Source organism: Rhizobium sp. 1399 (assembly GCF_031455475.1).
In the GTDB taxonomy this organism is placed as follows: Bacteria; Pseudomonadota; Alphaproteobacteria; order Rhizobiales; family Rhizobiaceae; genus Rhizobium.
This window is the reverse complement of the sequence record NZ_JAVDSU010000020.1, coordinates 70646-93687: the sequence shown is the minus strand read 5'-3', so window position 1 is coordinate 93687 and position 23042 is coordinate 70646. Positions and strand designations below refer to the sequence as shown.

At 58.2% G+C, this 23042-nt stretch carries 20 protein-coding genes and 3 pseudogenes; 10 read left to right on the top strand and 13 right to left on the bottom strand.

Annotated elements, in window-relative coordinates; genetic code table 11:
* Positions 1-278: 278 nt before the first annotated feature.
* From J2X71_RS38220 to J2X71_RS35950, 5 genes and pseudogenes are all read left to right on the top strand, one after another.
* A pseudogene (locus J2X71_RS38220) lies at positions 279-383 on the top strand (transcriptional regulator); the annotation flags it as partial.
* 377 nt (positions 384-760) lie between these two features.
* Positions 761-1480, top strand: coding sequence for a hypothetical protein (locus J2X71_RS35965; RefSeq protein ID WP_310390066.1), 720 nt, complete (start codon positions 761-763; stop codon positions 1478-1480).
* A 9-nt stretch (positions 1481-1489) separates the two neighbouring features.
* A complete protein-coding gene (locus J2X71_RS35960) occupies positions 1490-2611 on the top strand; it encodes an alkene reductase (protein ID WP_310390064.1) in 1122 nt (373 codons plus the stop codon).
* A gap of 29 nt (positions 2612-2640) precedes the next feature.
* Positions 2641-3435, top strand: a complete 795-nt coding sequence (locus J2X71_RS35955; protein ID WP_310390062.1) for an SDR family oxidoreductase — start codon at positions 2641-2643, stop codon at positions 3433-3435.
* A gap of 126 nt (positions 3436-3561) precedes the next feature.
* A complete protein-coding gene (locus J2X71_RS35950) occupies positions 3562-4011 on the top strand; it encodes a helix-turn-helix domain-containing protein (protein WP_310390060.1) in 450 nt (149 codons plus the stop codon).
* Between the two features lie 80 nt (positions 4012-4091).
* Here the strand turns inward: J2X71_RS35950 and J2X71_RS35945 are convergent, their stop codons facing one another.
* Both J2X71_RS35945 and J2X71_RS35940 read right to left on the bottom strand, forming a co-directional pair.
* The gene (locus J2X71_RS35945; RefSeq protein WP_310390059.1) at positions 4092-4244 is read right to left on the bottom strand and encodes a hypothetical protein; all 153 of its coding nucleotides are present in this window, start codon (positions 4242-4244) and stop codon (positions 4092-4094) included.
* A gap of 313 nt (positions 4245-4557) precedes the next feature.
* Positions 4558-5217, bottom strand: a complete 660-nt coding sequence (locus J2X71_RS35940) for a LuxR C-terminal-related transcriptional regulator (RefSeq protein WP_310390057.1) — start codon at positions 5215-5217, stop codon at positions 4558-4560.
* A gap of 238 nt (positions 5218-5455) precedes the next feature.
* On the opposite strand from J2X71_RS35940, the gene J2X71_RS35935 reads away from it, so the two are divergent.
* Positions 5456-8290 carry a winged helix-turn-helix domain-containing protein gene (locus J2X71_RS35935; RefSeq protein ID WP_310390055.1) on the top strand — a complete coding sequence of 945 codons (2835 nt, stop codon included), beginning with the start codon at positions 5456-5458 and terminating at the stop codon, positions 8288-8290.
* A gap of 168 nt (positions 8291-8458) precedes the next feature.
* Positions 8459-9166, top strand: a complete 708-nt coding sequence (locus J2X71_RS35930; RefSeq protein ID WP_310390053.1) for a GNAT family protein — start codon at positions 8459-8461, stop codon at positions 9164-9166.
* Between the two features lie 134 nt (positions 9167-9300).
* On the opposite strand, the gene J2X71_RS35925 is transcribed toward J2X71_RS35930, so the two are convergent.
* From J2X71_RS35925 to J2X71_RS35895, 7 genes are all read right to left on the bottom strand, one after another.
* Complete coding sequence (locus tag J2X71_RS35925; protein WP_310390051.1) at positions 9301-10599, bottom strand: epoxide hydrolase; 1299 nt, start codon at positions 10597-10599, stop codon at positions 9301-9303.
* Positions 10600-10828: 229 nt separating this feature from the next.
* Positions 10829-11497 carry a VOC family protein gene (locus J2X71_RS35920; RefSeq protein WP_113319346.1) on the bottom strand — a complete coding sequence of 223 codons (669 nt, stop codon included), beginning with the start codon at positions 11495-11497 and terminating at the stop codon, positions 10829-10831.
* A 253-nt stretch (positions 11498-11750) separates the two neighbouring features.
* A complete protein-coding gene (locus J2X71_RS35915; protein ID WP_310390047.1) occupies positions 11751-12386 on the bottom strand; it encodes an isochorismatase family cysteine hydrolase in 636 nt (211 codons plus the stop codon).
* A gap of 19 nt (positions 12387-12405) precedes the next feature.
* Positions 12406-12957: a hypothetical protein gene (locus J2X71_RS35910; protein WP_310390045.1), complete on the bottom strand. Its 552-nt coding sequence runs from the start codon at positions 12955-12957 to the stop codon at positions 12406-12408.
* Between the two features lie 152 nt (positions 12958-13109).
* Positions 13110-14093 carry an enoyl-CoA hydratase/isomerase family protein gene (locus J2X71_RS35905; RefSeq protein WP_310390043.1) on the bottom strand — a complete coding sequence of 328 codons (984 nt, stop codon included), beginning with the start codon at positions 14091-14093 and terminating at the stop codon, positions 13110-13112.
* 35 nt (positions 14094-14128) lie between these two features.
* Positions 14129-14599: a RidA family protein gene (locus J2X71_RS35900; RefSeq protein WP_310390041.1), complete on the bottom strand. Its 471-nt coding sequence runs from the start codon at positions 14597-14599 to the stop codon at positions 14129-14131.
* Complete coding sequence (locus tag J2X71_RS35895; protein WP_310390039.1) at positions 14593-15318, bottom strand: SDR family NAD(P)-dependent oxidoreductase; 726 nt, start codon at positions 15316-15318, stop codon at positions 14593-14595. Before J2X71_RS35895 ends, J2X71_RS35900 begins: the two co-directional genes overlap by 7 nt.
* A gap of 458 nt (positions 15319-15776) precedes the next feature.
* Here J2X71_RS35895 and J2X71_RS35890 point away from each other — a divergent pair, with 458 nt between their 5' ends.
* A complete protein-coding gene (locus J2X71_RS35890; protein WP_113319341.1) occupies positions 15777-16247 on the top strand; it encodes a nuclear transport factor 2 family protein in 471 nt (156 codons plus the stop codon).
* A gap of 213 nt (positions 16248-16460) precedes the next feature.
* On the opposite strand, the gene J2X71_RS35885 is transcribed toward J2X71_RS35890, so the two are convergent.
* From J2X71_RS35885 to J2X71_RS35875, 3 genes and pseudogenes are all read right to left on the bottom strand, one after another.
* Positions 16461-17495, bottom strand: coding sequence for an LLM class flavin-dependent oxidoreductase (locus J2X71_RS35885; protein WP_310390036.1), 1035 nt, complete (start codon positions 17493-17495; stop codon positions 16461-16463).
* Between the two features lie 171 nt (positions 17496-17666).
* Positions 17667-18647, bottom strand: a pseudogene (locus J2X71_RS35880) (alpha/beta fold hydrolase).
* A 1069-nt stretch (positions 18648-19716) separates the two neighbouring features.
* Positions 19717-20595, bottom strand: coding sequence for an N-acyl homoserine lactonase family protein (locus tag J2X71_RS35875; RefSeq protein WP_310390035.1), 879 nt, complete (start codon positions 20593-20595; stop codon positions 19717-19719).
* A 541-nt stretch (positions 20596-21136) separates the two neighbouring features.
* Here J2X71_RS35875 and J2X71_RS35870 point away from each other — a divergent pair.
* Together J2X71_RS35870 and J2X71_RS35865 are read left to right on the top strand one after the other, a co-directional pair.
* The gene (locus tag J2X71_RS35870; RefSeq protein ID WP_310390033.1) at positions 21137-21835 is read left to right on the top strand and encodes a type 1 glutamine amidotransferase domain-containing protein; all 699 of its coding nucleotides are present in this window, start codon (positions 21137-21139) and stop codon (positions 21833-21835) included.
* An 82-nt stretch (positions 21836-21917) separates the two neighbouring features.
* Positions 21918-22319, top strand: a complete 402-nt coding sequence (locus tag J2X71_RS35865) for a VOC family protein (protein ID WP_310390031.1) — start codon at positions 21918-21920, stop codon at positions 22317-22319.
* A gap of 205 nt (positions 22320-22524) precedes the next feature.
* Here the strand turns inward: J2X71_RS35865 and J2X71_RS35860 are convergent.
* A pseudogene (locus tag J2X71_RS35860) lies at positions 22525-22861 on the bottom strand (hypothetical protein).
* Positions 22862-23042 lie beyond the last annotated feature (181 nt).

Sequence of the window (23042 nt, the reverse complement as noted above, 5' to 3'; positions counted from 1 at the left end):
GGCTGAGATGGCTGACGGCAAGCGTCCGGTGAGTCGTTATCGTCGTGCTAAGTTTCGCTCCCAGACTGCGGTATCGACTCTTTTGATCGGATGATCAGCAATCCGGAATAGACCCCCCCGCTGCCAGAAGCTAATCGTGCCACCGTCGAACCAAGTCAGGAAATTTGTTCAACAGCGCACACTTCTCGTCTGGGTCAAGCCTCTGATATCTTCCCATTCGCAGTCATGAACCTTGCTTGAATGTCACGTCGGCCTTTCGTTCGGCGAGCGATCTTTGCCTCATCGAGCTCGAGGAAGAAAACAGGCGTCTGCGGAAACTGCTTTCAGAGAACCCTCGCGCCGAGAATGCTGATTTGCGGAAGCGATTGGGGCTCGATCGATAAAGCTATTGGGTTGCGGCTCTGGCGGGATCCTCGAAGCCAGGGTGTTATCGAAAACCGCGATATGTCGCAAAATGGGCCAAGCGCCGACTTTGACCGAGAGTCAGATCTCGCAACGCGCCATCGGTTGTGCGGACCTGTTTCATGCTGTCGCAACAACTAATCGAGCCGGAAAAAGCACTCCAGGTCACACCGACTGACAAATGCTTGCGGCCGCCGCGGTGGTGAGATGACGGCTTCATCAAGCACACGTCTCAAGACAGGCCCCGCCGATGGGCGAAGCTCAAGCAAATTTCTTTGACAAGGTGGTTGCGAATTTAAACCGACTCTGTATTTGGATAAATGGTTGCGAAGTTAAACCGCTATATGGAGAAGAACTCTTGAGCGATCTGTTGAATTTGGCTACCGCCGCGCATGGCGGCCAGCAGCTTTGGGATGGATTTCACGAGGTGAGGGCGCATGCAAAGATTGGCGGCGCAGTCTGGCACGTAAAGGGTTGGCCAGACGTCTACGCGGACATCCACACGCGCATCCTTACGAAGCAGCCGCACACCGAGTACTCGCCCTTCCTAAAGGAAGGGCAGCATTGTGTTTGGGAGCCGGCGCGGACCGCCATTGTCGCCAGCGACGGCAATGTTCTCAATAAGCTCGAAGAGCCTCGTGCGTCCTTCGCTGGACATTCGCTGATGACCCAGTGGAACGAGCAACAGCTAATCTACTTTTCCGGCTATGCGATGTGGACTTACCTGACCACGCCGTTCCTCTTCACGTTGCCCGGGTTCGAAATTCAAGAAGTTGAGCCCTCGGTCGAAGACGGAGAGACGTGGCGCAGGTTGAAGGTAACCTTCCCGAAGTCCGTGCCAAGCCACTCGACCGAACAAACATTCTATTTTGGACCTGATGGGCTCCTCCGCCGGCACGATTATAGCGTCGAAATCATGGGAGGGACCTCGAGTGCCAACTATGCGAGCGAGTACAAAGAGTTCGGCGGCATTGTCTTTCCGACGAAACGGCGTGTTTACTCGATTGGGACCGAAAATCGGCCCAACCTTGACCACGTAGCTGTCTCCATCGACCTCCTGAACATAGAAATTGCCTGAGGGGAAGACATGGATACAAAGGCACTCTTTTATCCCCTGCGCATCGGCTCGCTTGATCTGAAACACCGAGTGGTGATGGCGCCAATCACCCGTATGCGCGCCAAAACCCCGGCCAACGCAGCGCACTCGCTCAACGCCGAATACTACCGTCAACGCGCTAGCGAGGGCGGGCTGATCATCGCTGAGGGCTCACAGGTTACGCCGGCCGGTCAAGGCTACCCTGCAACTCCCGGCATCTACTCGGATGAGCAGATTGAAGGCTGGAAGCGCGTGACAACCGCTGTCCATGCGCAGGGCGGCTTGATATTCTTGCAGCTCTGGCATGTAGGCCGCATTTCGCATTCGAGCTTCCAGCCAGACGGCGTACAACCTGTAGCCCCATCCGCTGTTGCTGCGAAAGGGGATCATTTCACCGCCACCTGGGCACAGGCACCCTTCCAGACGCCTCGCGCGCTTGAAATTTCTGAGATCCACGGCCTCATTGAGGCATACCGTGATGGCGCCCGCTATGCGCTTGACGCGGGGTTCGATGGCGTGGAGCTGCACGGCGCAAACGGTTATTTGATCGAGCAGTTCCTCCAGTCACGGACGAACCGCCGCGACGATATCTATGGTGGCTCGATTCCCAATCGAACCCGACTGCTTCAACAGGTCGTGTCGGCCCTGATCGATACCATGGGGTCTGCAAAGGTTGGTGTTCGTCTTTCTCCGTTTGGCACGACGAATGATAGCGGCGAAGAAGATCCTCTGCCTCTCTACCAGTACGCCATTGCGGCTCTGGCAGAGCTTGGACCTGCCTATCTACATCTCATTGAGCCCCGGATCGAAGGGAGGCCGGGGGATGACGTGCAGAGATGGCGAGACCGGGAGCTCCTTCGCAAGACTTGGCCTGGTGTTCTCATCTCTGCGGATAGGTACGATCCAAAAACCGCCGAGAAAGCGGTCGCCGCCGGCTTTGCTGACGCCGTTGCGTTCGGACGTTCATTCATAGCCAACCCCGACCTCGTTGAAAGGATCAGGATCGGAGCACCGCTCAATCCCTGGGACCGATCGACCTTCTATGGGGGTGGCGAAGCGGGATACACCGACTACCCGCGCCTTCACCCAGATTTGCAAATTGAGCCGGCCTGACGCTCTCACGAAGGATAAGGAGACTTTCTATGACTGATGGAACACTTGGCCGCGCCGTTGTCACGGGCGCGTCGACGGGACTCGGTGCGATCTATGCGGATCGGCTGGCTCGCCGCAATTACGACCTCTTGCTTGTAGCCCGAGATAAAGCACGCCTTTCCGCGCTTGCTGAAAAGCTCGTCCGCGAAACAGGCCGCTCAGTTGAGGTTCTTGCGCTGGATTTGACGGACAGTGCTCAAGTCGCGGACCTTGCCCGCAGGATCGAAGAAGATGACTCCTTCTCCCTGCTGGTGAACAACGCCGGCATGAGCCTGCATGGAACGCTTGCGACTTCTGATGCTGATGAGGTGGCCCGTCTGGTTGCGCTTAATGTCGTTGCCCCGACCTTGCTGGCGCAAGCGGCGGTCAAAGCCCTCACCAAACGCGGAAAGGGCGGCATCATCAACTTGTCTTCGGTCCTTGCCCTGGCGCCGGAGAGGTTCGAAGGCACCTACAGTGCCAGCAAGGCCTTTCTGCTAAATCTGAGTCAAAGCCTTGCCGCTCAATTGAAGGACACTGAGGTGCGGGTCCAGGCGGTTCTTCCCGGTGCGACGCGCACGGAAATCTGGGAGCGTTCCGGCAAAGACATCAACGCGTTTCCGGCAGACTGGGTCATGGAGGCGGATGATCTGGTCGACGCAGCCCTCGCCGGCTTCGATGCGGGTGAGACCATCACCATCCCGCCTCTCGCGGATGAGGATCAATGGAACGCATTCCAGGCGGCAAGGCTGGCGATGGAGCCGAACTTGTCCCGTAGGGAGGTCGCACAACGTTATCGGGTCTAACTGCGAGAGCGAAGGCGGGCCAGAACAACCCCCGGTTGGAGCCTCACCCGCCGAAGCGATCGACACAGGACGGCCGATAGTTTAAATATGCAACTGAAGGACTGGCGTTGTAGGACGGAGAGATAAATGAAGGGAAAGCGCACCGACATGGGACAGGCGAACTGCGGAATTGCGCGGGCGCTTCAGATCATCGGCGATTGGTGGTCGCTACTCATTGTGCGCGACGCGTTCAAGGGTAGCCAGCGCTTCGGCGAATTTCAGCGCAGTCTCGGACTTGCGAAAAATATCCTCTCAAGCCGGCTCAAGAAGCTTGTAGATGACGGAATCTTCGTCATTCAGCCTAACCCGGACTCTGCTCTGAGCCATCGATACGTGCTTACGCCGAAGGGTGAACAGCTTCACGTTGTTCTCATCGCGCTTTGGCAATGGGGCGAGGAGTTTTGCTTTGAGCCAGGTGAGCTCAATGTCGAAATGGTGGATAGGCCGGAGGGACTGCCGATCGCGAGGCTTAAGCCGTTGTCGCAAGAAGGCTTGCAGATCGGCCCCCGCGATTTTCGCCTAACGGTAAGGCAGTAAAGCCCAAGCATCAGCCACTCAGAAGCAGGAGCATAGCGGTGGACCCAGTGGTCGACGGAAGCGTGAAAAGTCGAACAAAATCATTTGGGCTGGTTCGGCCAGAGATAGCTGCGCAGCTTACGGGGCTGGAGTTCATGCAAGGGCTGCGAGATGGCGTTGGAAAACCACAGCCTCGTGTTCTGACTGCCATTGCGCGTGAACTTGCCGGATTCATCTGGGACATTGCTCGGCACGTGCCAATCCGGGCCTCGTGGTCTGCGCCGTACCAGACCCTTTCTGCCTGTGCAGTATGCTGGAGATGACGGCCAAAGATCAGGGCACCCTCGACTTACGTTGGGATAGATATCCGTCCTTAGAGAGAGGCAAGCCCGCATCGAATATGGTCAGGCGGTGAAAATCCGCGGATGAGAGTATGATCACCATCGGTTCGGACCGCCATCTCCAGCACCGTGCACAGGCTGCACCAATTGACCGGCCTCGCGAAAACGGGGTAGTTTAAATGCGTCCGGAAAACCTAAATCGCTCATGGGAGCCTACGATTTTGGACTAATCTTGTTCTGCCCCCGATTCCGGGTTCGGTCCCAGCTTCGCGGCCATGTTGACCAGGTCGGGGAGAGACCTTGCTCTCATTTTCCTCATGACTTGTCCTCGATGCGCCTTTACGGTTATCTCGCTGATATTCAGCTTGAACGCCACCTGCTTGTTCAGCAGACCCTCAGCCACAAATTTCATTACCTGACGTTCTCGAGGCGTAAGAGACAGAAAATACGCTTCCAGACGGCTGGCGTCTTTCACTGCCCTTATCGCTGCCTTGATCTCCTCCTGAAGGTTGAGACGATCAACAGACTTGGCCATGAATGTCACACGGAATTTGTTGGTTGCAACAGTCATCGCTGCACGGGCCTCTGCAGTCAGCAAGATGACGGGGCAATACGCAGCACGCGAACAGATAAGATCCGTGAGATCTGAAACTGTCAGTTCTGCCGTTGTCGTATCAACGACAATGCAGGCATGAACGCCCGGATGCGCCAAGCGGAGCAAGCTCTGCGCCGAGTGATAGAATTCTGGCTGCCACACAGGTTGAGAAGAATCTTCGAGCAAGGCCGAACAGACGTCGGAGGCATTGCTCAGGATTGCCACCAGCGCGTCGCTGGTTGGTCTGTTCGGATGCTTTACGGAGGAGGTAAGGTGTCGAGCATAGTACATGTCATTCTCCCACGCCGATTATGTTCGCGCTTTGCGATGCAAGACTTGAGGTAGACGTTTAGATAAAGAGCTTCTGTGATCGTTTTAGACGAACAGCCCACCTGCTGCGACTTAAGTGGCGTGATAGAACCTGAAAAAAACTGAAATATTCTCCCACGGGTTGCCGAACAATGGTTGGCGCAATCTGCCCCTCTATGGTTTTATCACTACGATTTGAAACGGATAGAATTGGCTGGCATTGGGACAGATTGAGATTGGCCGCTTCGAGTACTCCGGATGGGAGCTTGATCTCGAGAAACGGGAGTTGCGCGCCATGGGCGCTCCAGTCCCGCTCGGCAGTCGGGCTTTCGATATCTTGGAAACCCTTGCGCTCTCCTCAGGTGGCATCGTCACCAAAGTCGACCTGATGAAGCGCGTCTGGCCCGGACTTGCGGTTGAGGACAATACCCTGCAGGTCCACATCTCAGCGATCCGGCGGGCGCTGGGAAAGGATCGCGAATTGCTGCGTACCGTCTCCGGTCGGGGTTATCGGTTGCTGGGGGAATGGATCGAACCGTCGTCGCAATATGTCGAACCGGTGCCTGCGCCTCGAGCGCAGGTGGGCGAACGAGGCGATTTTGTCTCGAACATTCCTTCGGCAGCGTCTGAACTCATAGGTCGTCAGGCCTCGGTTTCGCAAATTCAAACGCTCATGTCGGCCTATCGGGTCGTGACCCTGACGGGACCCGGTGGAATTGGTAAGACCGTGCTCGCGTCAGAGGTCGCCCGGCATCTCCAGGCGTCGATCGGCGGTGATGCTTACTTCGTCGAGCTCGTCTCTCTGTCCGATCCCCATCTGGTTCCAACAACTCTCGCTCAGGCCCTCGACCTGCGCCTCCAAGGCGACGACCTCTCAACCGAGGTCGTGGCCAGAGCCATAGGCAGTCGGAGGATATTGCTGGTCATCGACAATTGCGAGCATGTCGTTGACGCCGCCGCCGAGATGGTAGAGGCCATTCTGCGTGCTTGTCAGAACGTATCCGTGCTCGCGACCAGCCGAGAAATTCTTCGTATCGAAGGCGAATTCGCATATAGGGTGCCGCCGCTGGAAGTGCCCGCCAAGGAACAGGAAGCCGATCAGCTTCACCATAGTGCAATCCAGTTATTCGTCGCTCGAACCCAGGCGCTGCAATCCGATTTTGAGGTGACAAAGGAGAAGATCCCGGTGATTGCGGGTATTTGCCGGCATCTCGATGGAATTCCCTTGGCCATAGAGTTTGCAGCGGCACGTGCGGCCACATTGGGCCTTCAACAGATTGCCGGTCGTCTGGATGATCGTTTCGTCCTGCTGACCGGCGGGCGACGAACGGCACTGCCACGACATCGTACCCTGCGAGCCGCTCTCGACTGGAGTTATGAGCTTTTGCCGGAGGGTGAACGTTTCCTCCTTCGCCAGCTCGCCGTCTTTCCCTCAGGTTTCACGTTGGAAGCTGCCACGGCGGCGAGCGGACAGCAAGAAGGTGAAGCCGCTTCTGGGCTTTCAAATCTCGTCTCAAAATCGCTGGTCGCCTTCGAGGGAAGGGGCGCTGCGCCTCGATGGCGTTTGCTTGAGACCGTCAGGGTCTACTCTCTCGAGAAACTAGGGACGGGCGCCGACTATCACGTGACGATGCGGCGTTGCGTGAAATTTTTCACGTCGTTCTTCCAGCCATTCTCAAACGAGACTTCCCTACGTGCAGCGATCGAACATCTGGGCCCCTATAGACGCGAGATCGACAACCTGCGGGCAAGTTTGACCTGGGCCTTGTCTCCCGGTGGCGATGGGACGTTGGGAGCCAAACTGGCAGCCGTCGCATCCGATTTTTGGATTGCCCTCGGACTTGTGTCCGAATCCGGTGAATGGGCACAGAAGGCTCTCACTTGCCTCGAAAGCAAAGAGGACAGCCGATCCGAAATGGTCCTTCGATGCGCGCTTGGATTTGCGCTGATTTATACGGAAGGGATGAGTGAACGAGGAAAGGATGTGCTGATCCAGGCGTTGTCGATTGCAAGAGCGCTGGACGATCGCGACTATCAGCAACGTGTAACTTGTGCCCTCTGGCTATTTTGCGCCCGTTCGATGGAGTTAAACGACGCCCTTTTTTATGCGCGCGAATACGAGCGGGGGGCCAGTGGCCAGGACGAAAGGGCAACAGCAGCCTGGTTGATTGGCATCCCACAGACCTATCAAGCCGAGCACTTGGAGGCGCAGGCCAGGCTTGATTGGGCTGCCCGACATTCGTCTTCCAACAATCGTCGCCGAGACATGCTGAGGCTCGGTGCAGACATTCGAACGTCTTCCATGGCCCACAACACGGTCAACATGATATCGAGGGGTCAGCTCGACACCGCCTCGCGAACAGCGGAGGATTCAATCCTTGAGGCGCGCTCGACGAGACAACCCTTTGTCTTTTGTGTCGCTTTAGCCTGGGCGTCGGCGTTCCTATCCTTGAACCTCGACAATTTTGTTCAAGCCAAAGAATGGAGCGAAGAACTGATCGAGCACGCGCTGCAGCACAATCTAAGACCATTTCACGCTGTGGGCGTGTGCGTGCGTGGCACGCTCGCATCACGTTCGGGATCGCCCGCGGACGGTATCGACGACTTGTGTGCGGGCCTTCGCGAAATGCTTGAGACGACATATTTGCTCTTTTATCCCTTTTTCATGTCTGAACTTGCAGTGGCGTTGCACGGATCAGGCCGTTCGGGTGAGGGTCTCGATCGAATTGACGAGGCGTTGAGGTTTTCATCCGACAAAGGATATTACTGGATGGTCCCCGAACTGCTGCGCAGAAAAGGCGAGATTGTCGTGACCCAAAGGATCGGCGCAGGTCTGCAGATGGATCTATTTGAAGAGGCCAGCCGGAAAGCTTCCGCCCAGGGCGGTTTATATTGGGAGCTGACGGCAGGTATCAGTCTTGTCGAGTACCTTGCCGGCCGCGGCGAAGGTCGCTCGGCCCGGAAGATCCTCTTGCCCGTTTACGAACGTTTCACGGAGGGGCTCACCGCCCCGCGACTCTTGCGAGCGAAGGCATTGATTACCGGTGACGTCTGATGCCCAGTCCATATTTGACGCCGAGCCTTCTGTTCACGCGACGACAATTCTCACAAGATGGCGGCGAGTTTCCAGCACGCGTGCTGCTCATAATGATCTCGGCAACGATGAGCGGTCAGGCTACCGCGCAGGTCGGCCAACCAAAACAACCTTCCCGGAGTGATCTCGATGCGGAATCTTTACGATTACAAAGTTGCCCCGCCAGACTATGTGACGCTGAAGGGTCGCCATGGCACCGTCGAACCGTATGTTCACGACCTGCATCTCCAGGGATTGTGGGATGGACTGGGAGGAATGGGGATAAACCCTCTGCTCTTATATTTCGTCCAGGACGATTTTGACGGAATCGACGATTTCGGCAGATGGCTGAAGGAGGTCAAAACGAGCGGCTGGTTGACACATATCTTCCGCAGCAACATCACAGGTAGAATCGTGGGGATGGCGAGTTTCATGCGCGCCGACCCGGCAAACGGCGTGGTCGAAATAGGGGGTGTTGCCCATGGCGCTGAAATGAAGCGCTCCCCGCTTTCCACCGAAGTGCACTATCTCCTGGCAAAGCATGTGTTTGAAGTCCTTGGATATCGCCGTTACGAGTGGAAGTGTGACGACAGAAACGAGCCGAGCAAAACGACGGCGGCGCGCTATGGCTTCAGTTTCGAAGGCGTTTTCCGCCAACATTTGATATCGAAGCACCGAAACCGCGACACTGCCTGGTATTCGATGATCGATAGTGAGTGGCCTACGCTCAACGCTGCATTCGAAAAGTGGCTCTCTCCTGACAATTTCGGAGCGGAAGGAAGGCAATTGCGTCGGCTGGAGGATATCCGCGCGGAGTTGTCCGGGCACGTAAGGTCAAGCGCAGATCGTCGCGCGTGAGGCCTGTCGCCTCTAAGTCGCACTGCGGCCATCACCTCTTTCGAGTTCGCTCGAGAGAGCGGGCAGCCGCCAAGAAAGCGGCAACCCGGTTTGGACACTTTTAATAATGTGGCAAGGTGTAGTTCGGATCGTTCTCAGATTTGCTCGCGCAGCGACTTGAAGGAAGCGCGCAGCTCTTCGGTAAACAGCTCCGGCTGCTCCCAGGCGGCGAAATGCCCGCCCTTTTCCGGCCTGTTATAGTGAACGAGCTTCGGATAGGCCTTTTCCGCCCAGCTCTGCGGCGCCTGGTAGATCTCATCCGGGAACGCGCTGACGGCGACCGGGATCTTGATGCCGCGCGGATCGAAGAAGCCGCCGGACGGGAAATGCGCATTGTCCCAATAGAGCCGCGCAGACGAGATCGCCGTATTGGTCAGCCAGTAAAGCGTGACATTGTCGAGAACATCGTCAGGCGTCAGACCCTCCTTTTCTCCGTTGAAGGAGCGGGCGATCATCCGGTAGCTCCGGATGTCGTGGTCGAGCATCCAGGAGGCGAGACCAACAGGTGAATCCACGATGCCGTAAAGCGTCTGCGGCCGGTTGTTCATCTCGATCGCATAGCCGAGACCGTTCTTGTAGAAATCGTCGAGCTGCTCATAGGCGCGTTTTTCATCGGCCGTTAGATCTGCGGGCGCCGGCGCCCCTGCTGACAGCAGCTTGGCAATGTCGGCCGGCACGGTGGCGGCCATGTTTGTATGGATGCCGATGAGGCCGGCAGGCTCCTGCACCGCCATGAGTTCGGTCACAGCATTGCCCCAGTCGCCGCCCTGGGCGACATATTTGGTATAACCGAGGCGCTGCATCAGCACCGCCCAGGCCTTGGCGATGCGCGGCGGGTTCCAGCCCTTTTCCTTCGGCTTGCCCGAGAAGCCGTAGCCCGGCAGCGAGGGAATGACGACATCAAAGGCATCGGCCTCGGTGCCGCCATAGGCGGTGGGGTCGGTCAGCGGCCTGATGATTTTCATCTGCTCGATGATCGAACCCGGCCAACCATGGGTGATGATGATCGGCAGCGCATTCTCGTGCTTGGACTTCACATGGATGAAGTGAATGTCGAGACCGTCGATCTCGGTCATGAACTGCGGGAAGGAATTCAGGCGCGCCTCGACCGTGCGCCAGTCATGCGCCCGCCAGTATTTGGCGACCTTCTGGATCGTATCGAGCCGCACACCCTGCGTATCGTCGAAGACCGTCTCACGGTCCGGCCAACGGGTGGCGGCAACGCGCCGGTGCAGATCCTTCAGTTGCTCGTCGGTGGCCGAAAACTTGAACGGCCTGATATCGGCGCTCGTGGCCGAAGCGGCGGGCGTGCCTGGGAGTATTCCAAGCGCGCCTGCGGCTGCGGCGGCGGTAAGAAGCGTTCGACGTGTGATTTCTGGCTGTATATGGGACATGGCATCCTCCTACGTGTTTGGTGGGGTTGATGGGGAGGAAACTCACACTGAACGGGCGTCTGAGCTATTGTACCATGGTATCGCCGATACTTTCGTGTGTGGCTCGCTGCTCGCTTGACGCGGTTAAGGTTCGCAGAAATCCGTCTACGGGGGATACGTCGCGCCGAACGAAGAGCTCGGCGCCACAGGGGTGGCTCAACCTGGCGTCAATCTGCTCGATCACGGACGATCAGGTCGGGGGAGTGCTGCCCGATTGCTCGCTCACCACATATTCGGCATACCAGTCCGGCCATGCCTCGTCGTGTATCCCACCCATGCGCTTCTCATGCTCGCCATGGGCGTTCGCGGCACGACGAAGCGCGTTAGCAAGATCGGGGGCCGAACTGAACGTGGCACCCTTGGCATCGATCCGGCCCGGTAGTCTTGCGGTCACTTCTTGTAAGAGCCATCCGTTACCGTCCGGATCCTTGAAGGAGGCGAAGGAGCCATAGGTCGCACGAGACGGGTGGGGGCCGTGGAGCCGCCTGTCTGTGCCCTTATGGTGGAACACCCCGCCTTCATCATGGAAGACATCGCTCATTTCAGCGCCGCGAGCGGCGAGTGCCGCATGGGCGATCTCGATGTCCGAGACGATGAGGTGCAGGCCTTGTGCTGATCCCGGGACGGCCGCAGTAACGTTGCGACCGAAGATGACCGAGCAAGGCGATCCGGGAGGCGTTACCTGGACGACCCTGAAGCCGTCTGCGCCAGAGACGTCGGCGTCTAGTCTCCACCCAAGGCCGGTGTAAAAGGCCTTTGCGCGATCGACGTCGGAGACCGGGATCACGACTACCTCAAGCTTCATGTCAATGTCGTTCACGGCGGTGGCAGACTGCGCGTTGCGCTGCTGAATGGTCATTTGCCTTTTCCCTCTATGTGATCCCTGCGGACCGTCCGCAGAGGGCGTGACGATGCTCCCACGTATCAGTCGCGTCCATTGTCCGATGGTGTCGGTCCGACCTCGGATCGATCGCGAAAATCCCTTCCAAAAGGATCGGGGCGCGGAGGACGAGATCCGGCTCTGCAACCCTCCATCGCTTCATATCGTGTAAGGACAACATTAACCCCGGCGGGCCATTAAGGCCGGCGGGGTCTTTGTAGTTCCTTCATGATCAGGCAGCCTGAGCTACGGACAGTACCGAAAGGATCTCACTGGTATCGACAATGGCGCTCGCGTAGCTTGGCATGTTGATCTCCAGAGCCGCATGCATCATTTCCTGCGAGTAATCGGCGACTGCGTCCTTGACGACGGTCACGTCGTAGCCGAGTTCGGCGGCGTAGCGCACGGTCGCCTCGATGCACGTATGGGCAACGAGCCCGATCACGATGAGCCTCTGGATTCCATGCCGCTTCAGTTCGAGATCGAGATCGGTGTTGGCGAAGCCGCTGGAGCACCAGTGTTCGGACGCGACGACTTCACCCGACTGCGGCACGAACTCGGCGCGGAATTCTCCGCCCCAGGTGCCGAACTCGAAGCTCTTGCGATGCCATGCCGCGCGCTGGATAGGAGCGATGAACTTCCAATTCTCGTAGTCGCCGGGGCGATACCGGTGATGCATCGCATAGAAGACGCGAAGTTTTGCCTGGCGTGCCGCGTTCAGCACCTGGAGCATATGCGGTACGCAGTTGTTCGCCTCCGCCACCTCCTTGATCCTTGGCCAGATCTTGCCGCCTTCGGAAATGAAGTCGTTATACGGATCAACCACCAGCAGACCGGTGTTGTTCCGGTCGAAAGACATTTGGGTCATGGGGTATTCCTCCGGGTGATCAGGCCGCTTTCGTGGAGGCGGCGTTCTTCAGCGCCGCCCGTTCGATGCTTGCTGCGAACAGGGGCGTCTCTCCCTTGTTATGTGCGATCGACATCGGTTGCCGCTGGGTTCGGAAGATATCGAAGGGAATGCCCTGGCGCTCGAGGGAGGCCATCATCTCCTCCGTCGCATAGGACCTGACGCGGTTGGTGAATTCACATCGACCCGCGTCGAGTTTCTTGACGCTGAGCTCCCAGGTGACATGGATCGTCACGCGGCCATTCGGCGTGAAGACGTCGGAATCGGAGTCGAGGATTAGATGATCCTTCTCGCCGAGTGTTTCGAGGTAATGCTGGACCATCAGGCTTCCGCCGATCGTCTCGACATTGATCGACATTCGCGTGCCGTCGGGCGCCGTGGTGAAGCCCGCGGCAATGTGCGCCGGAGAGCATCCCTGATATTCCTTCTCAGGCAGGGTGAAGCACCACTTCGGAATATCGACCTGTTCGATCGGGGCATTGATGATTGCCGAAAAGCTGGAATCGACGATCTGGTTTTCGATGCTGTGCATGTGACGTCTCCATGGCTGGTTGGGTGGTTCGCGCGGAAGACCGCGCCTTCATCACCGCGGCTGGGAGCCGCGACTTCACTGATTGGACGACTGGCAGGATGAGATGTGCGCCCGCGCGACCTGCCGTTCCGACGCGCGGGCGCGGCTCTGGCCTACTTGTCGGCCAAAGTCTGGGTATAGTGCCCGAGGCGCGCTTCGATGTCGGGGTTCGTCTGAAGCCCGATTTCCATCAGGCGACCGATGTTCTTTTGCGCCACCGGGCGCTGGACGGACTGGATGAAGGCGTCCCAGCCAGCTCCGATTTCCGGATCACTCGGGAGGCTGGCGAAATCGACGAGCCGCTTCGTATCGGCGATCGCCTGGCGGTCGAAACCGGAAATCCTTGCGGCGAGTGCATCGACGAACGGGTCGAGCTTGTCGTCGTCGAACGAACGGTTGACGTAGCCGTATTCCTCGGCGAGTTCGCCGTTGATGTCATCGGACCCGAGAAGCACTTCGAGCGCACGGCCGCGGCCCATCAGACGCGGGAGGCGCGCCATCGGACCACCACCCGGGACGAAACCGGCTCCGACCTCCCATTGGGAAAGGACTGCATTCTCCTTGCTGGCAAACCGCATGTCGCTGGCGAGCGCCAATTCGCTGCCGACGCCTGTGGCTCGCCCGCGGATGAGGGCGATGGAGACAACGGGCGCCTTGCTGATGCGAACGAGCATGTCCGGCAGGGGGTGGAGCCCGGTCTTCCCAGAGGGAAGGCTCGTGGATTCGGAGAGCGGAGGCGTAAAGTTGTAGTGGGTGAGGAAGAAGCCCGGCACCGCACTGTCGAAGACAACAACTCTCAGGTTCGGGTCCGCTTCGATCTCCTCGACGACCTTCTCCATCTGCGGAATGGTCTCGGGCCCGAATATGTTGAAGGGCGGGTTGTCGAAGGTGACACGCCAATATGCGGGCGTGCGCTTCTCGATCCGGATCTGCTGCTTCTCGCTTGCAGGAGACTGGGTCTCGGCCGGACGACCGGTCTTCTCCGCCATGGTTTGGCCGGAAAGCGCGAGCGCGGGAAGCATGAGCACTGCCGCAGCCGTCAGGAACTTCGACGACGCGATCATTGCGCTCGTCGAGATGGGTGATCTGACTTTCATGAATACCTCCATTCAGGTTGTTGCGAACGATGTCGCTAGGATTCGATCTCGAAGGCGAGTTCGATTTCGACCGGCATTCCCAACGGAATGCTGGAGACGCCAAGGACGATGCGCGGCGGAACCAACGACGCGCCAAAGACATCCCGCAGAAGCTCTGACGCTCCGTCGGCCACTTTCGGATGTTCTTGGAAATCGCCAGGAGATGCGATGTAGACGCCGAGCTTGGCGATACGGCTGATCCTGTTCAGCGACCCCAGGTGCGCTTTCGCCGCGGCGAGCCCGCTGAGACAAGCAGCGCGGGCGGCGTCGTAGCCGTCAGGGACCGAAAGACCCTCGCCGACGCGCCCGTGGTAGATCGCTTCGTGTCCGCTCACTGGGAGCATGCCGCTGAGGAAGAGAAGCGAGCCGACCTGGACCGCTTCGACATAGGCGCCGAAAGGTGTCGGCGGGGGAGGAAGTTCGATCTCAAGATCCCGCAATCGTGCGTCAGCGCCAGGGACTACCATTTCCCCAAATGTGCGCCGTTGTCGACGTGCAGCACCTCCCCGGTGATGTTTGTGGATTCCGTCAGATAGACGACGCCGTTGACGATCTCCTGGACAGCAGTGATCGTGCCCATTGGCGAGAGAGACCTCAGAAAATCCTTCGGATCCTTCTCATGCATCGGCGTGTCGACGATGCCGGGAGCGACAGCGTTCACCCGGATATTGTCCTTGGCGAACTCCATCGCGAGGCTCTTCGTAGCGGCATTGAGGCCGCCCTTGGTGATCATGGCGAACGATGCGGTCACGCCGGCGATCGGGTGGTCTGTCAGCGAGGTCGTTATCGTGACGATACTACCGCCCGAACCCTGGCGGAGCATCTGCCGGATCGCGTGCTTGGTGAAATGAACGAATCCTTCGACATTCGTCGCGGTAAGCTGCCGAAGGTCGTCGATCGTGTATTCGAGGAATGGCTTGGTGAAAAAAACGCCGGCGTTGTTCACCAGCGCGTCGATCGATCCGAAGCGCTCGATTGCGCGTTGGGCCACTCGTTCCGCGGTTGCCGGATCACCCACATCGCCATCGACCAGTTCCAGGCGTTCCATGGCGGCGGGCAGCAACGCTTCCGTGACACGGCGCGATGTGCCGACGACATTGTAGCCCATTTCGATGAAAGATCTGACCAGCGCGGCCCCGATTCCCTGCGACGCCCCGGTGATTAAGATTGTCTTACGCGTGCTCATTATGCACCTCCATTTTTGGACACACAGGATCCCTCGCCCGTCGAGGCACGGTGGGTTCGTCAGGCTTTCAAAGCCATGTCTCTGCTGTTGCGGATAGGAACGATCCTCGCCAACCGCCGTCACGCCAACATCTCGCGGATTACGGCGCCTCACTATTGTACGAAGGTGTCCCCGATACCTTTGGATCGGTGTCAGATATGAGGTGGAATAGACCCGCCACGTGCAGCTGACTGTGAACTTTCAAACGCCTCCTGTGGACGCGGTCGCTCAGATGCGATGGAGGGCGATGGGTTTGCGCCGACACCATCGTACAATGGATTACGCCACCATCGCCGCGCATGCTGCCTTCGTCGGTGCGGTCACTGAGTTTGAGGGGGCATTTTCTCTTCTTCCGCAAGGCGACCGACTGCCAATAGGTTGGCGTAGCTCGCCAAACGAGTCCGGAAAGAGGTTTCGACATGAAGGAACGTTTCGAGGAGATTACAGGCGCGGAACAGAAGACAGGGGATGGTGGCCCCCTGGATGCGCTGATCGAATTCTACAGGGCATTCAATGCGGCCGATATGGCGGGCCTGGAGGGGGTCTGGTTCCCCGGAGAGGCCCCGAGCATGGACAACCCTATCGGTGGCATCCGTCGCGGTTGGAATGAGATCGCGGGGGGCTATGTCAAGCTGTTCGGTGGCGCCGCCACGGTGAACGTCACGTTCCACGACTTCACCAGCCAGGGCGGACAAGAGTGGCATCTGTTCGTCGGTCGCGAGCGGGGTAAGTGCCGCACCGCCAACGAAAGTCTGGATGTCGCCTTCCGAACAACCCGCTGGTTCGTTCGGATGGACGGCGCCTGGAGGCAACTCCATCATCACGGCTCCGTCGAGGATCCGGAGATGCTAGCAGACTATCAGAAGCTGATTTTCGGCAGCAGCAAATGATCACAGCGCCAGCTCGGATGCTGGCGCTGTGATCTCGAATGATTGTCGTGACCAAAGGTCGAAACAACGTCGGCTCATCACGCCAACACGCTGGCCTCTGGATCGCCTGTGAGAAGGCGTTGGTGCTTCCATCCGGAAGGTCGCGACCGATCCTACCAGTGATCTGGCGGTGCTCGTGGCTTCCCTTGAAGCTCGCGTCGTTTGATGGCCCTGCTAAGGACGTTGTCCTCGAACGAGACGCGCGACATCAGTGCCGAGAAATTCGATAGAGCGGCGCATCGCCTCGGTCTCCAGGGCAGCGGTGCTCATCTGGAAGGTGATGCGAGAGACTCCGCGCAAGGTCTCGTTAAGATGCGCGATCTTGGCCGCAACCGTCCGCGGGCTCCCGACCAGGAATGCGCCGTTCGGACCGCACATCTGCTCGAATTGGGCCTTCGTCGGCGGCGGCCAGCCCCGTTCCCGTCCAGCGTCGGAGAACATCTGGAACCAACCCGGAAAGAACGCTTTCCTGGCAGCCGCGTCCGTCTCTCCGACAAAGCCGAGGGCATGGATGCCGACCTTCTGGCACTGCGGGGGATGACCCGCTGCATCCCATGCGCGGCGATAGAGATCGACCAGAGGCAGGAAACGCTCGAAGCTTCCGCCGATGATGGCGACCATCAACGGCAATCCGAGTGTTCCAGCGCGAACGAAGGATTCAGGCGTGCCCCCGACGCCCAGCCAGATTGGCAAGTTCGGCTGGTGTGGACGGGGAAAAACACCCTCGCCATTGATCGCAGGACGAAAGCGACCCTGCCATTTGATGTTGGGTTGCTCCCTGATCTTCAGCAGCAGGTCCAGCTTTTCCGCAAAGAGCGTATCGTAGTCCCGCAGGTCGAATCCAAACAGCGGATACGCCTCGACGGAAGAGCCGCGACCGACCACGATTTCAGCTCTTCCGCCGGATATCAGATCCAGCGTGGCAAATTCCTGGAAGAGCCGCACGGGATCGGCGGCGCTGAGGACTGCAACGGCGCTTGTCAGTCTGATCGACTTCGTGCGTGCCGCGGCGGCCGCAAGGATGACGGCCGGGGCTGAATCGAGCGCGTTCTCTCGATGGTGTTCTCCCATTCCGAAGACGTCGAGGCCGACTTGATCCGCGAGCTCGATCTCCGCAAGCACGCTCTCCATACGATCGATGGCTGACTGCAATTGCCCCGTGGCGGGGTCGGTCAGGAGCATTGCGAAACTGTCGATACCGATTTCCAATGTCGGATCCTTTCAAAGCGACGTTTCCGCCCGGCAGTTGCGCGATGCATCACCGACAGAAACGTGACACTCATCCTACTTCTGCCAGTACCGCGCCATCCTCCTTTTTAGAATGATGATGATCGATAAATTCGATAGGTGCTTTCGGCGTGAAGGGCATCTGACTACCCGTCATCCCCAGGCATCGACGTCCATCACTGCCTGCGCGAAGGCGTGACCGATCCCACCGGTGATCAGACGGTATTCATATCTTCCCTTGAACTTCGCGTAGGCCTTGGGAGCCGGATGAGGTGCCCCGTTTGCGTCGCCTTCGAGCGTGATTGTCGGGACCGATACGTCTGGGGCCCTGGTGAGCGCGGCCTCGTATTCGTTGAACCGGTCCTCGCCGGGTGCTAGTCCGAGGCGCCATCGATAGTTATGGACGACGATCGCCACATGGTCGCGATTGGCGAATGCGGCGGCGCTTGGCGAGAACGTTTCGTCGTCGAATTTCCAATGTGGGGAGGCGAGCTGCCCGATAAACTTGGCGAAGTCGTTCGGGTATTTCTCGTAGCCTTCGCGACCGCGATCGGTGGCGAAATAGAATTGATACCACCACTGAAGTTCGGCGGACGGCGGCAGTGGCGCCTTTTCTCGCGGACTGGTTCCCGATCAGATAGCCGCTGACCGACACGAGGGCTTTGCAGCGTTCCGGCCAAAGAGCCGCGACTATGTCGGCTGTCCGCGCGCCCCAGTCGAGGCCTGCGATAGTAGCCTGATTGATCCCCAGGGCGTCCATCAGCTTGATTGTATCGACTGCAATTGCCGCCTGCTGGCCGTTGCGTTTCGTCTCGGCTGCAAGGAAGCGCGTGCCGCCGTAGCCCCGCAGGATACCAGCGCGAAGCTGTTGATGTCGTAGGGCCAGCCGTGCAGCAGTAAGACTGGTGATCCAGTCGCCGGTCCTATGTCGGCATAGGAGACGAACAAGTCTCCTGCCTCGATACCCTTGTTTGCTTCGAGAGTGGCTCCGTCGGCAGCTGTCAGTATGTCCACACGCGTGGTCGGCTGAGATGCTTGGGTCGTCTTTTCGCCGAGGACATCCGCCGCGGCAACAGCGAGTGCAACGCTGCCGAACGATCGACGCGTGAGATTTGCGGGTACGAAATTGAACACTGTGCCAGTCTCCGATGATCATTGCTTATCTTGGGTTAAGGCTGTGCTCTCGGTTAGGATCCCGCGAGTGTTGGCGCTGGCCCTTCGTACCGAGATCTGTTGTCGATCCGGACCTTTGAACATTCAGGCTGGCCCACGCAGAGCGCCACTTCACGATGGTATCGCCCATACGAACGTATCGCCCATACCAAGGTGCAAATGCCTTCCTGACAGTTCGCCGACATAGTCTCGGTCGAAGCCGGCGGTTGCGGATCAGCCGCGGCCAGAAATCGGGAGCAGACGATGATCTACCGCGACCAGCAACCTGCTAGTTCAAGCTTTCCGCTTGTTGTGATCGTAATTGCCATGGTGGCGATTGTCGGGGTTCTGATTGCCGTCAGCGATCGGCCAGCACCGACGCGTGTCTGGGTACCTTCCGCTTCCGTCGGTTCCGGAGCGACCGCCGCTGTGTCGGACCCGGTTTGACCTGTCAAGGGAAAAACAATCATGCCAAGCCCGATCGATAGGCCGTGTCTTCGCCCGCTCATACCGGAGGAGGTGTCGTTGGCCGCAGACGTCCTGAAGGAGTACTGCGAAGCTCGACGTTGCGACAGAAAGAGCGAGGAAGCGGAGGCCGTGGCACGGGATATTATTCGCTGGCTCCAGAACGGGGTTCCAAGCAGGAGCGACTTCAGGAAGTCCTCAGAGCAAGATATTAAGACCGCTCATGCCGCGCGTTTAATGATCTGGGACGGGAGCGGTCAGAAAAACTCACAGGCACGCCACCGTTTGTCAGGTCGAAGACCACTTCCGCGCCCGGAAATGCGCGATATAAGCGTGAATGTTGACATGCCGAGTGCAAATGACACTTCACCTTTGAATCAGATGAATTAGATGCCCCACAGTGTGCTGCCGAGTTCGATGTGTGACACTGGGCGATGGGTGCTATCCCGGTCATGCGAAATGCAGGGATCTCTCCATCGCGCGGGGGCTGGATCATATCCACGTCCGGAGGAGGGACGCCGAACTGCCTCCGGTCGCTCGCGGCATTGCTGAAGGATCTGAGCGGGATAGGCGGGATCGCTGTTCTTCAGTCGTAAAAGGCCGGAAGAACCTTCAATGTATCTGTCTGCCGCTTATCGTGGTTTATGAACATGGTCGCATTGTACTGCTTCATCAATTCCCGCACGCGATCCATCGAGGCGATCGACTTTGCTTTGTCGACGTTGAGTGCGGGAACGATGTCATGCTCGAAATTGCTCTCGAGATGCACAACGTCGCCCGAGAGAACCACGTACCCCATCTTGGCCAGGTGAACCATGAGTGACTGGCTGCCAGGAGTATGGCCAGGCGTTGAAATGAGCCTAACGCTTCCATCGCGAAAAAAGTCGATGTCACCAGTGACGAGCTCTAATCGCCGAGGTTGGCCAAGCAGCTTCTTTGCAAGGATTACAAGCGCGTTGATGTTAGGATCAGCCGGGGGAGGCGAGTTTATCCAGTCGTACTCCGCTTTCTGCATAACAACGGTGGCATCCGGGAACAGACCGATGTTTCCGATATGATCGCCGTGCGTGTGCGAAACGAGGACGTATTTTACATCCGCCGGGGTGAGCGCGATCTGCGCGAGTTGCGATGATATCGTCTTGTCAAGATGGTAGACGATGAGACTGGGAAGCGTGGACCAGCCTTTTGGATCGTCAATGGTGGCTTCAGGCACTCCGGTGTCCCAGATGAGTATTTCTGAGCCGTGCTTTATCACATAGCACGTCGATGAGAATTCGATGGACTTGCCTACGTTCTGACCGGGCGTCCAGACAGACTCATCGTTCGCCAGGGAGTGACCACAGTCAATGTGGTACAGCTTATCAATTGTAGCTGTTGGTGTGGCGCCGTCTCCTGCCAGCACTGCGCTTCCCGGCATAGCAAACAGAGCAGCAGCTACGAACATTGTTGTTGGACGAGATCTCATTCCAATTCCTCCAGAATTTAATGATACGACGATCCAACGGAACACGACGAGCCGGGCGCAGCCGGCCCCGCAGTCCTGCAGGAGCAGCAGGCGCTTCAGTCGAGATTAGGAGCCCGAGAGACTTTGCCTGTTCCGAATTTTTGCCCAGCCACAATGAGGGCGACGCGTCACAGGTAGACGGTTCAATCGCTCGCGGTAAGTGAACTAAGGTATCGATTGTTGGTGCCCGCTGGCGGTCAACAGTAGTTTTTGTTGCGAATATGCGCGCGCACTCAGCAATGACGGGCGCTGATCGCTTCCGTCCATGCGAAGGCCCAGTTGAAGAAACAGACGCCTTCTCGTCACCCATTGGAAGAGTGAATAGAAGGGTCGCCACGGTTCCCCGTCATTCGCGTCGGCTGATAACCGTCCACGGCCTCCTCGCCGGATACCAATACCAACGTATCGGCGATACCAAGGTCCAAGTGTGAAATGCCTCGATCCTCAGTAGTTCTTCTGTGCAGCTATTCTGCTGTTGGACAGAACTGGATGGAGCTGAACAATGAAGATCCTCATGGTATTCACCTCTCATGACATACTCGGAAGCACAGGGCGCAAGACAGGCTTCTGGCTCGAAGAGGGCGCCGCCCCGTACTATGTCTTCCGCGATGCCGGAGTCGATTTGACGCTGGCGTCACCCAAGGGCGGTCAACCGCCGATCGACCCGAAGAGCGACCTGCCAGAGAACCAGACGCCTGCCATGACGCGGTTCAAGCACGACGAGGCCGCTCAAAGAGTGTTCTCGGCCACCACCAGGCTAAGTGACGTGCGCTCTGAAGATTTCGACGCGGTCTTCTATCCTGGCGGTCACGGTCCCATGTGGGATCTGGTTGACAACCCCGAGTCCATCAAGTTGATCGAGTCCTTCTACAACAACGGCAAGCCCGTTGCGGCGGTCTGTCACGCGCCTGCTGTGTTGCACCGGGTAACCTATAAGGGCGCTCCGATCGTCAAAGGAAAGCGGGTGACGGGTTTCACCAACGGCGAAGAAGAAGAAGTGCAGCTCACGAAGGTCGTACCGTTCCTGGTTGAGGACGAACTCAAGCGGCTCGGCGGTCTCTACGAGAAAAAGGCAAACTGGGAGAGCTTTGCGATCACTGATGGCAGGCTGATCACGGGACAGAACCCGGCATCGTCGACCGCGGGAGCCGAGGCGCTCGTGACCCTCCTCACAAGTTTAAAGGCCGGTGTCGCTGTATAGCTGGGCATTGATGAGGGGAAGGCCGGGAGATGAGTATCTCCCGGCCTCTAAGTGATTTGAATGGTTACGTGGCGCTTCGCGGGTGGGACTGACTAGGGTAGGGGCGGCCTACTATCAGCGTTTCTACGACGCCACATTCGCTGCCTTGGGAGGCAACCTCGGCGAGATGGATCCGAGGGGCCGCCCGATCTATTCACACGAGGGCGGTCGACTGATGATCACGAAACCGATCGATGGCAAGCCGGCGACTGCGGCCAACGGTGGGACGATCGGTATCGCCGCAGCGGGTCGGGACCACGTTCTCGCATGGCATGCCGCTGGTACCGCGCATGGTGGGACAGCAATTGAGAGCCCGCCTGCCGAGCGTCCGAACGGGGCATTCGTTGCATATCTTCGCGACCCTGACGGAAACAAGCTGAGTGCACGGTCTCATCCGACGAAAAGAGGATGCCCGAGCTTAGCCGATAGTGAGCAGCATGATTGATGGTTAGAGCGGAGCACCCGGGGAATGTCGGCTCGGGCCGGTTCGGGATTACGCATAAGATGTTTTTCTGTTCAGTTGAAGTATGAGCGTGAACCCAGCAGTCTGCCTGCAGCCCACGTCCCTTATCGCCGAAGAAATATGCTGCGAAATACCGGGCTTACGATGTCGTCCTGGACGCGGTGCCGCAGAACGACGCCTGGAACAGTTAGTTTCGTTCGTTTCTGCCTGACGGATGCCGATCAATAAGAATCGTATGTATGGCGATCCCCTCCGGCGGCTCGATCAGATATTCGGCATCTCTCTTGGGGTGGTGCATCTTGGTAGGATTGCCTTTCGTGAATGCCGTCATGGATTCGATATCCGGCCAATACGATGTCGTCGCGAACCACGTCTCAGTATCGAGATCCTCCCTTAAGAGCTGAACCAAGGGCATTTTGCAACAGCCGCGGGATGCCTTCGGCCTTCAGATATTGTTCGCATTCGTCAGCAATTTCCCGTCGGGTTCGGCCGCGCCACACTCGGGCTATTGGTGCGGTGGTCATGGATCATGTCCTCTTCGGTTCTGCAAGGATGTGGTCGTTTGGAACGCATGAGCAAGCACGTTAGGTCCCCGAAGGCGGAAGACCACCAGGCTTCCGGCGTATCGAGAACGAGCTCTGAGCTCCTATGCAGTGCCAGTTCAGGCTGAACAATTGTCCGTTGCTCGGATTATCATGCTGAAGT

Excerpts from the sequence above, each read along its gene's own strand:
- J2X71_RS35915 (WP_310390047.1), bottom strand. The coding sequence starts at position 12,386 with ATGACCCAAATGTCTTTCGACCGGAACAACACCGGTCTGCTGGTGGTT.
- J2X71_RS35890 (WP_113319341.1), top strand. The coding sequence starts at position 15,777 with ATGAAGGAACGTTTCGAGGAGATTACAGGCGCGGAACAGAAGACAGGG.
- J2X71_RS35895 (WP_310390039.1), bottom strand. The coding sequence starts at position 15,318 with ATGAGCACGCGTAAGACAATCTTAATCACCGGGGCGTCGCAGGGAATC.
- J2X71_RS35955 (WP_310390062.1), top strand. The coding sequence starts at position 2,641 with ATGACTGATGGAACACTTGGCCGCGCCGTTGTCACGGGCGCGTCGACG.
- J2X71_RS35905 (WP_310390043.1), bottom strand. The coding sequence starts at position 14,093 with ATGAAAGTCAGATCACCCATCTCGACGAGCGCAATGATCGCGTCGTCG.
- J2X71_RS35960 (WP_310390064.1), top strand. The coding sequence starts at position 1,490 with ATGGATACAAAGGCACTCTTTTATCCCCTGCGCATCGGCTCGCTTGAT.
- J2X71_RS35910 (WP_310390045.1), bottom strand. The coding sequence starts at position 12,957 with ATGCACAGCATCGAAAACCAGATCGTCGATTCCAGCTTTTCGGCAATC.
- J2X71_RS35920 (WP_113319346.1), bottom strand. The coding sequence starts at position 11,497 with ATGACCATTCAGCAGCGCAACGCGCAGTCTGCCACCGCCGTGAACGAC.
- J2X71_RS35875 (WP_310390035.1), bottom strand. The coding sequence starts at position 20,595 with ATGAGATCTCGTCCAACAACAATGTTCGTAGCTGCTGCTCTGTTTGCT.
- J2X71_RS35925 (WP_310390051.1), bottom strand. The coding sequence starts at position 10,599 with ATGTCCCATATACAGCCAGAAATCACACGTCGAACGCTTCTTACCGCC.
- J2X71_RS35870 (WP_310390033.1), top strand. The coding sequence starts at position 21,137 with ATGAAGATCCTCATGGTATTCACCTCTCATGACATACTCGGAAGCACA.
- J2X71_RS35950 (WP_310390060.1), top strand. The coding sequence starts at position 3,562 with ATGAAGGGAAAGCGCACCGACATGGGACAGGCGAACTGCGGAATTGCG.
- J2X71_RS35900 (WP_310390041.1), bottom strand. The coding sequence starts at position 14,599 with ATGGTAGTCCCTGGCGCTGACGCACGATTGCGGGATCTTGAGATCGAA.
- J2X71_RS35930 (WP_310390053.1), top strand. The coding sequence starts at position 8,459 with ATGCGGAATCTTTACGATTACAAAGTTGCCCCGCCAGACTATGTGACG.
- J2X71_RS35940 (WP_310390057.1), bottom strand. The coding sequence starts at position 5,217 with ATGTACTATGCTCGACACCTTACCTCCTCCGTAAAGCATCCGAACAGA.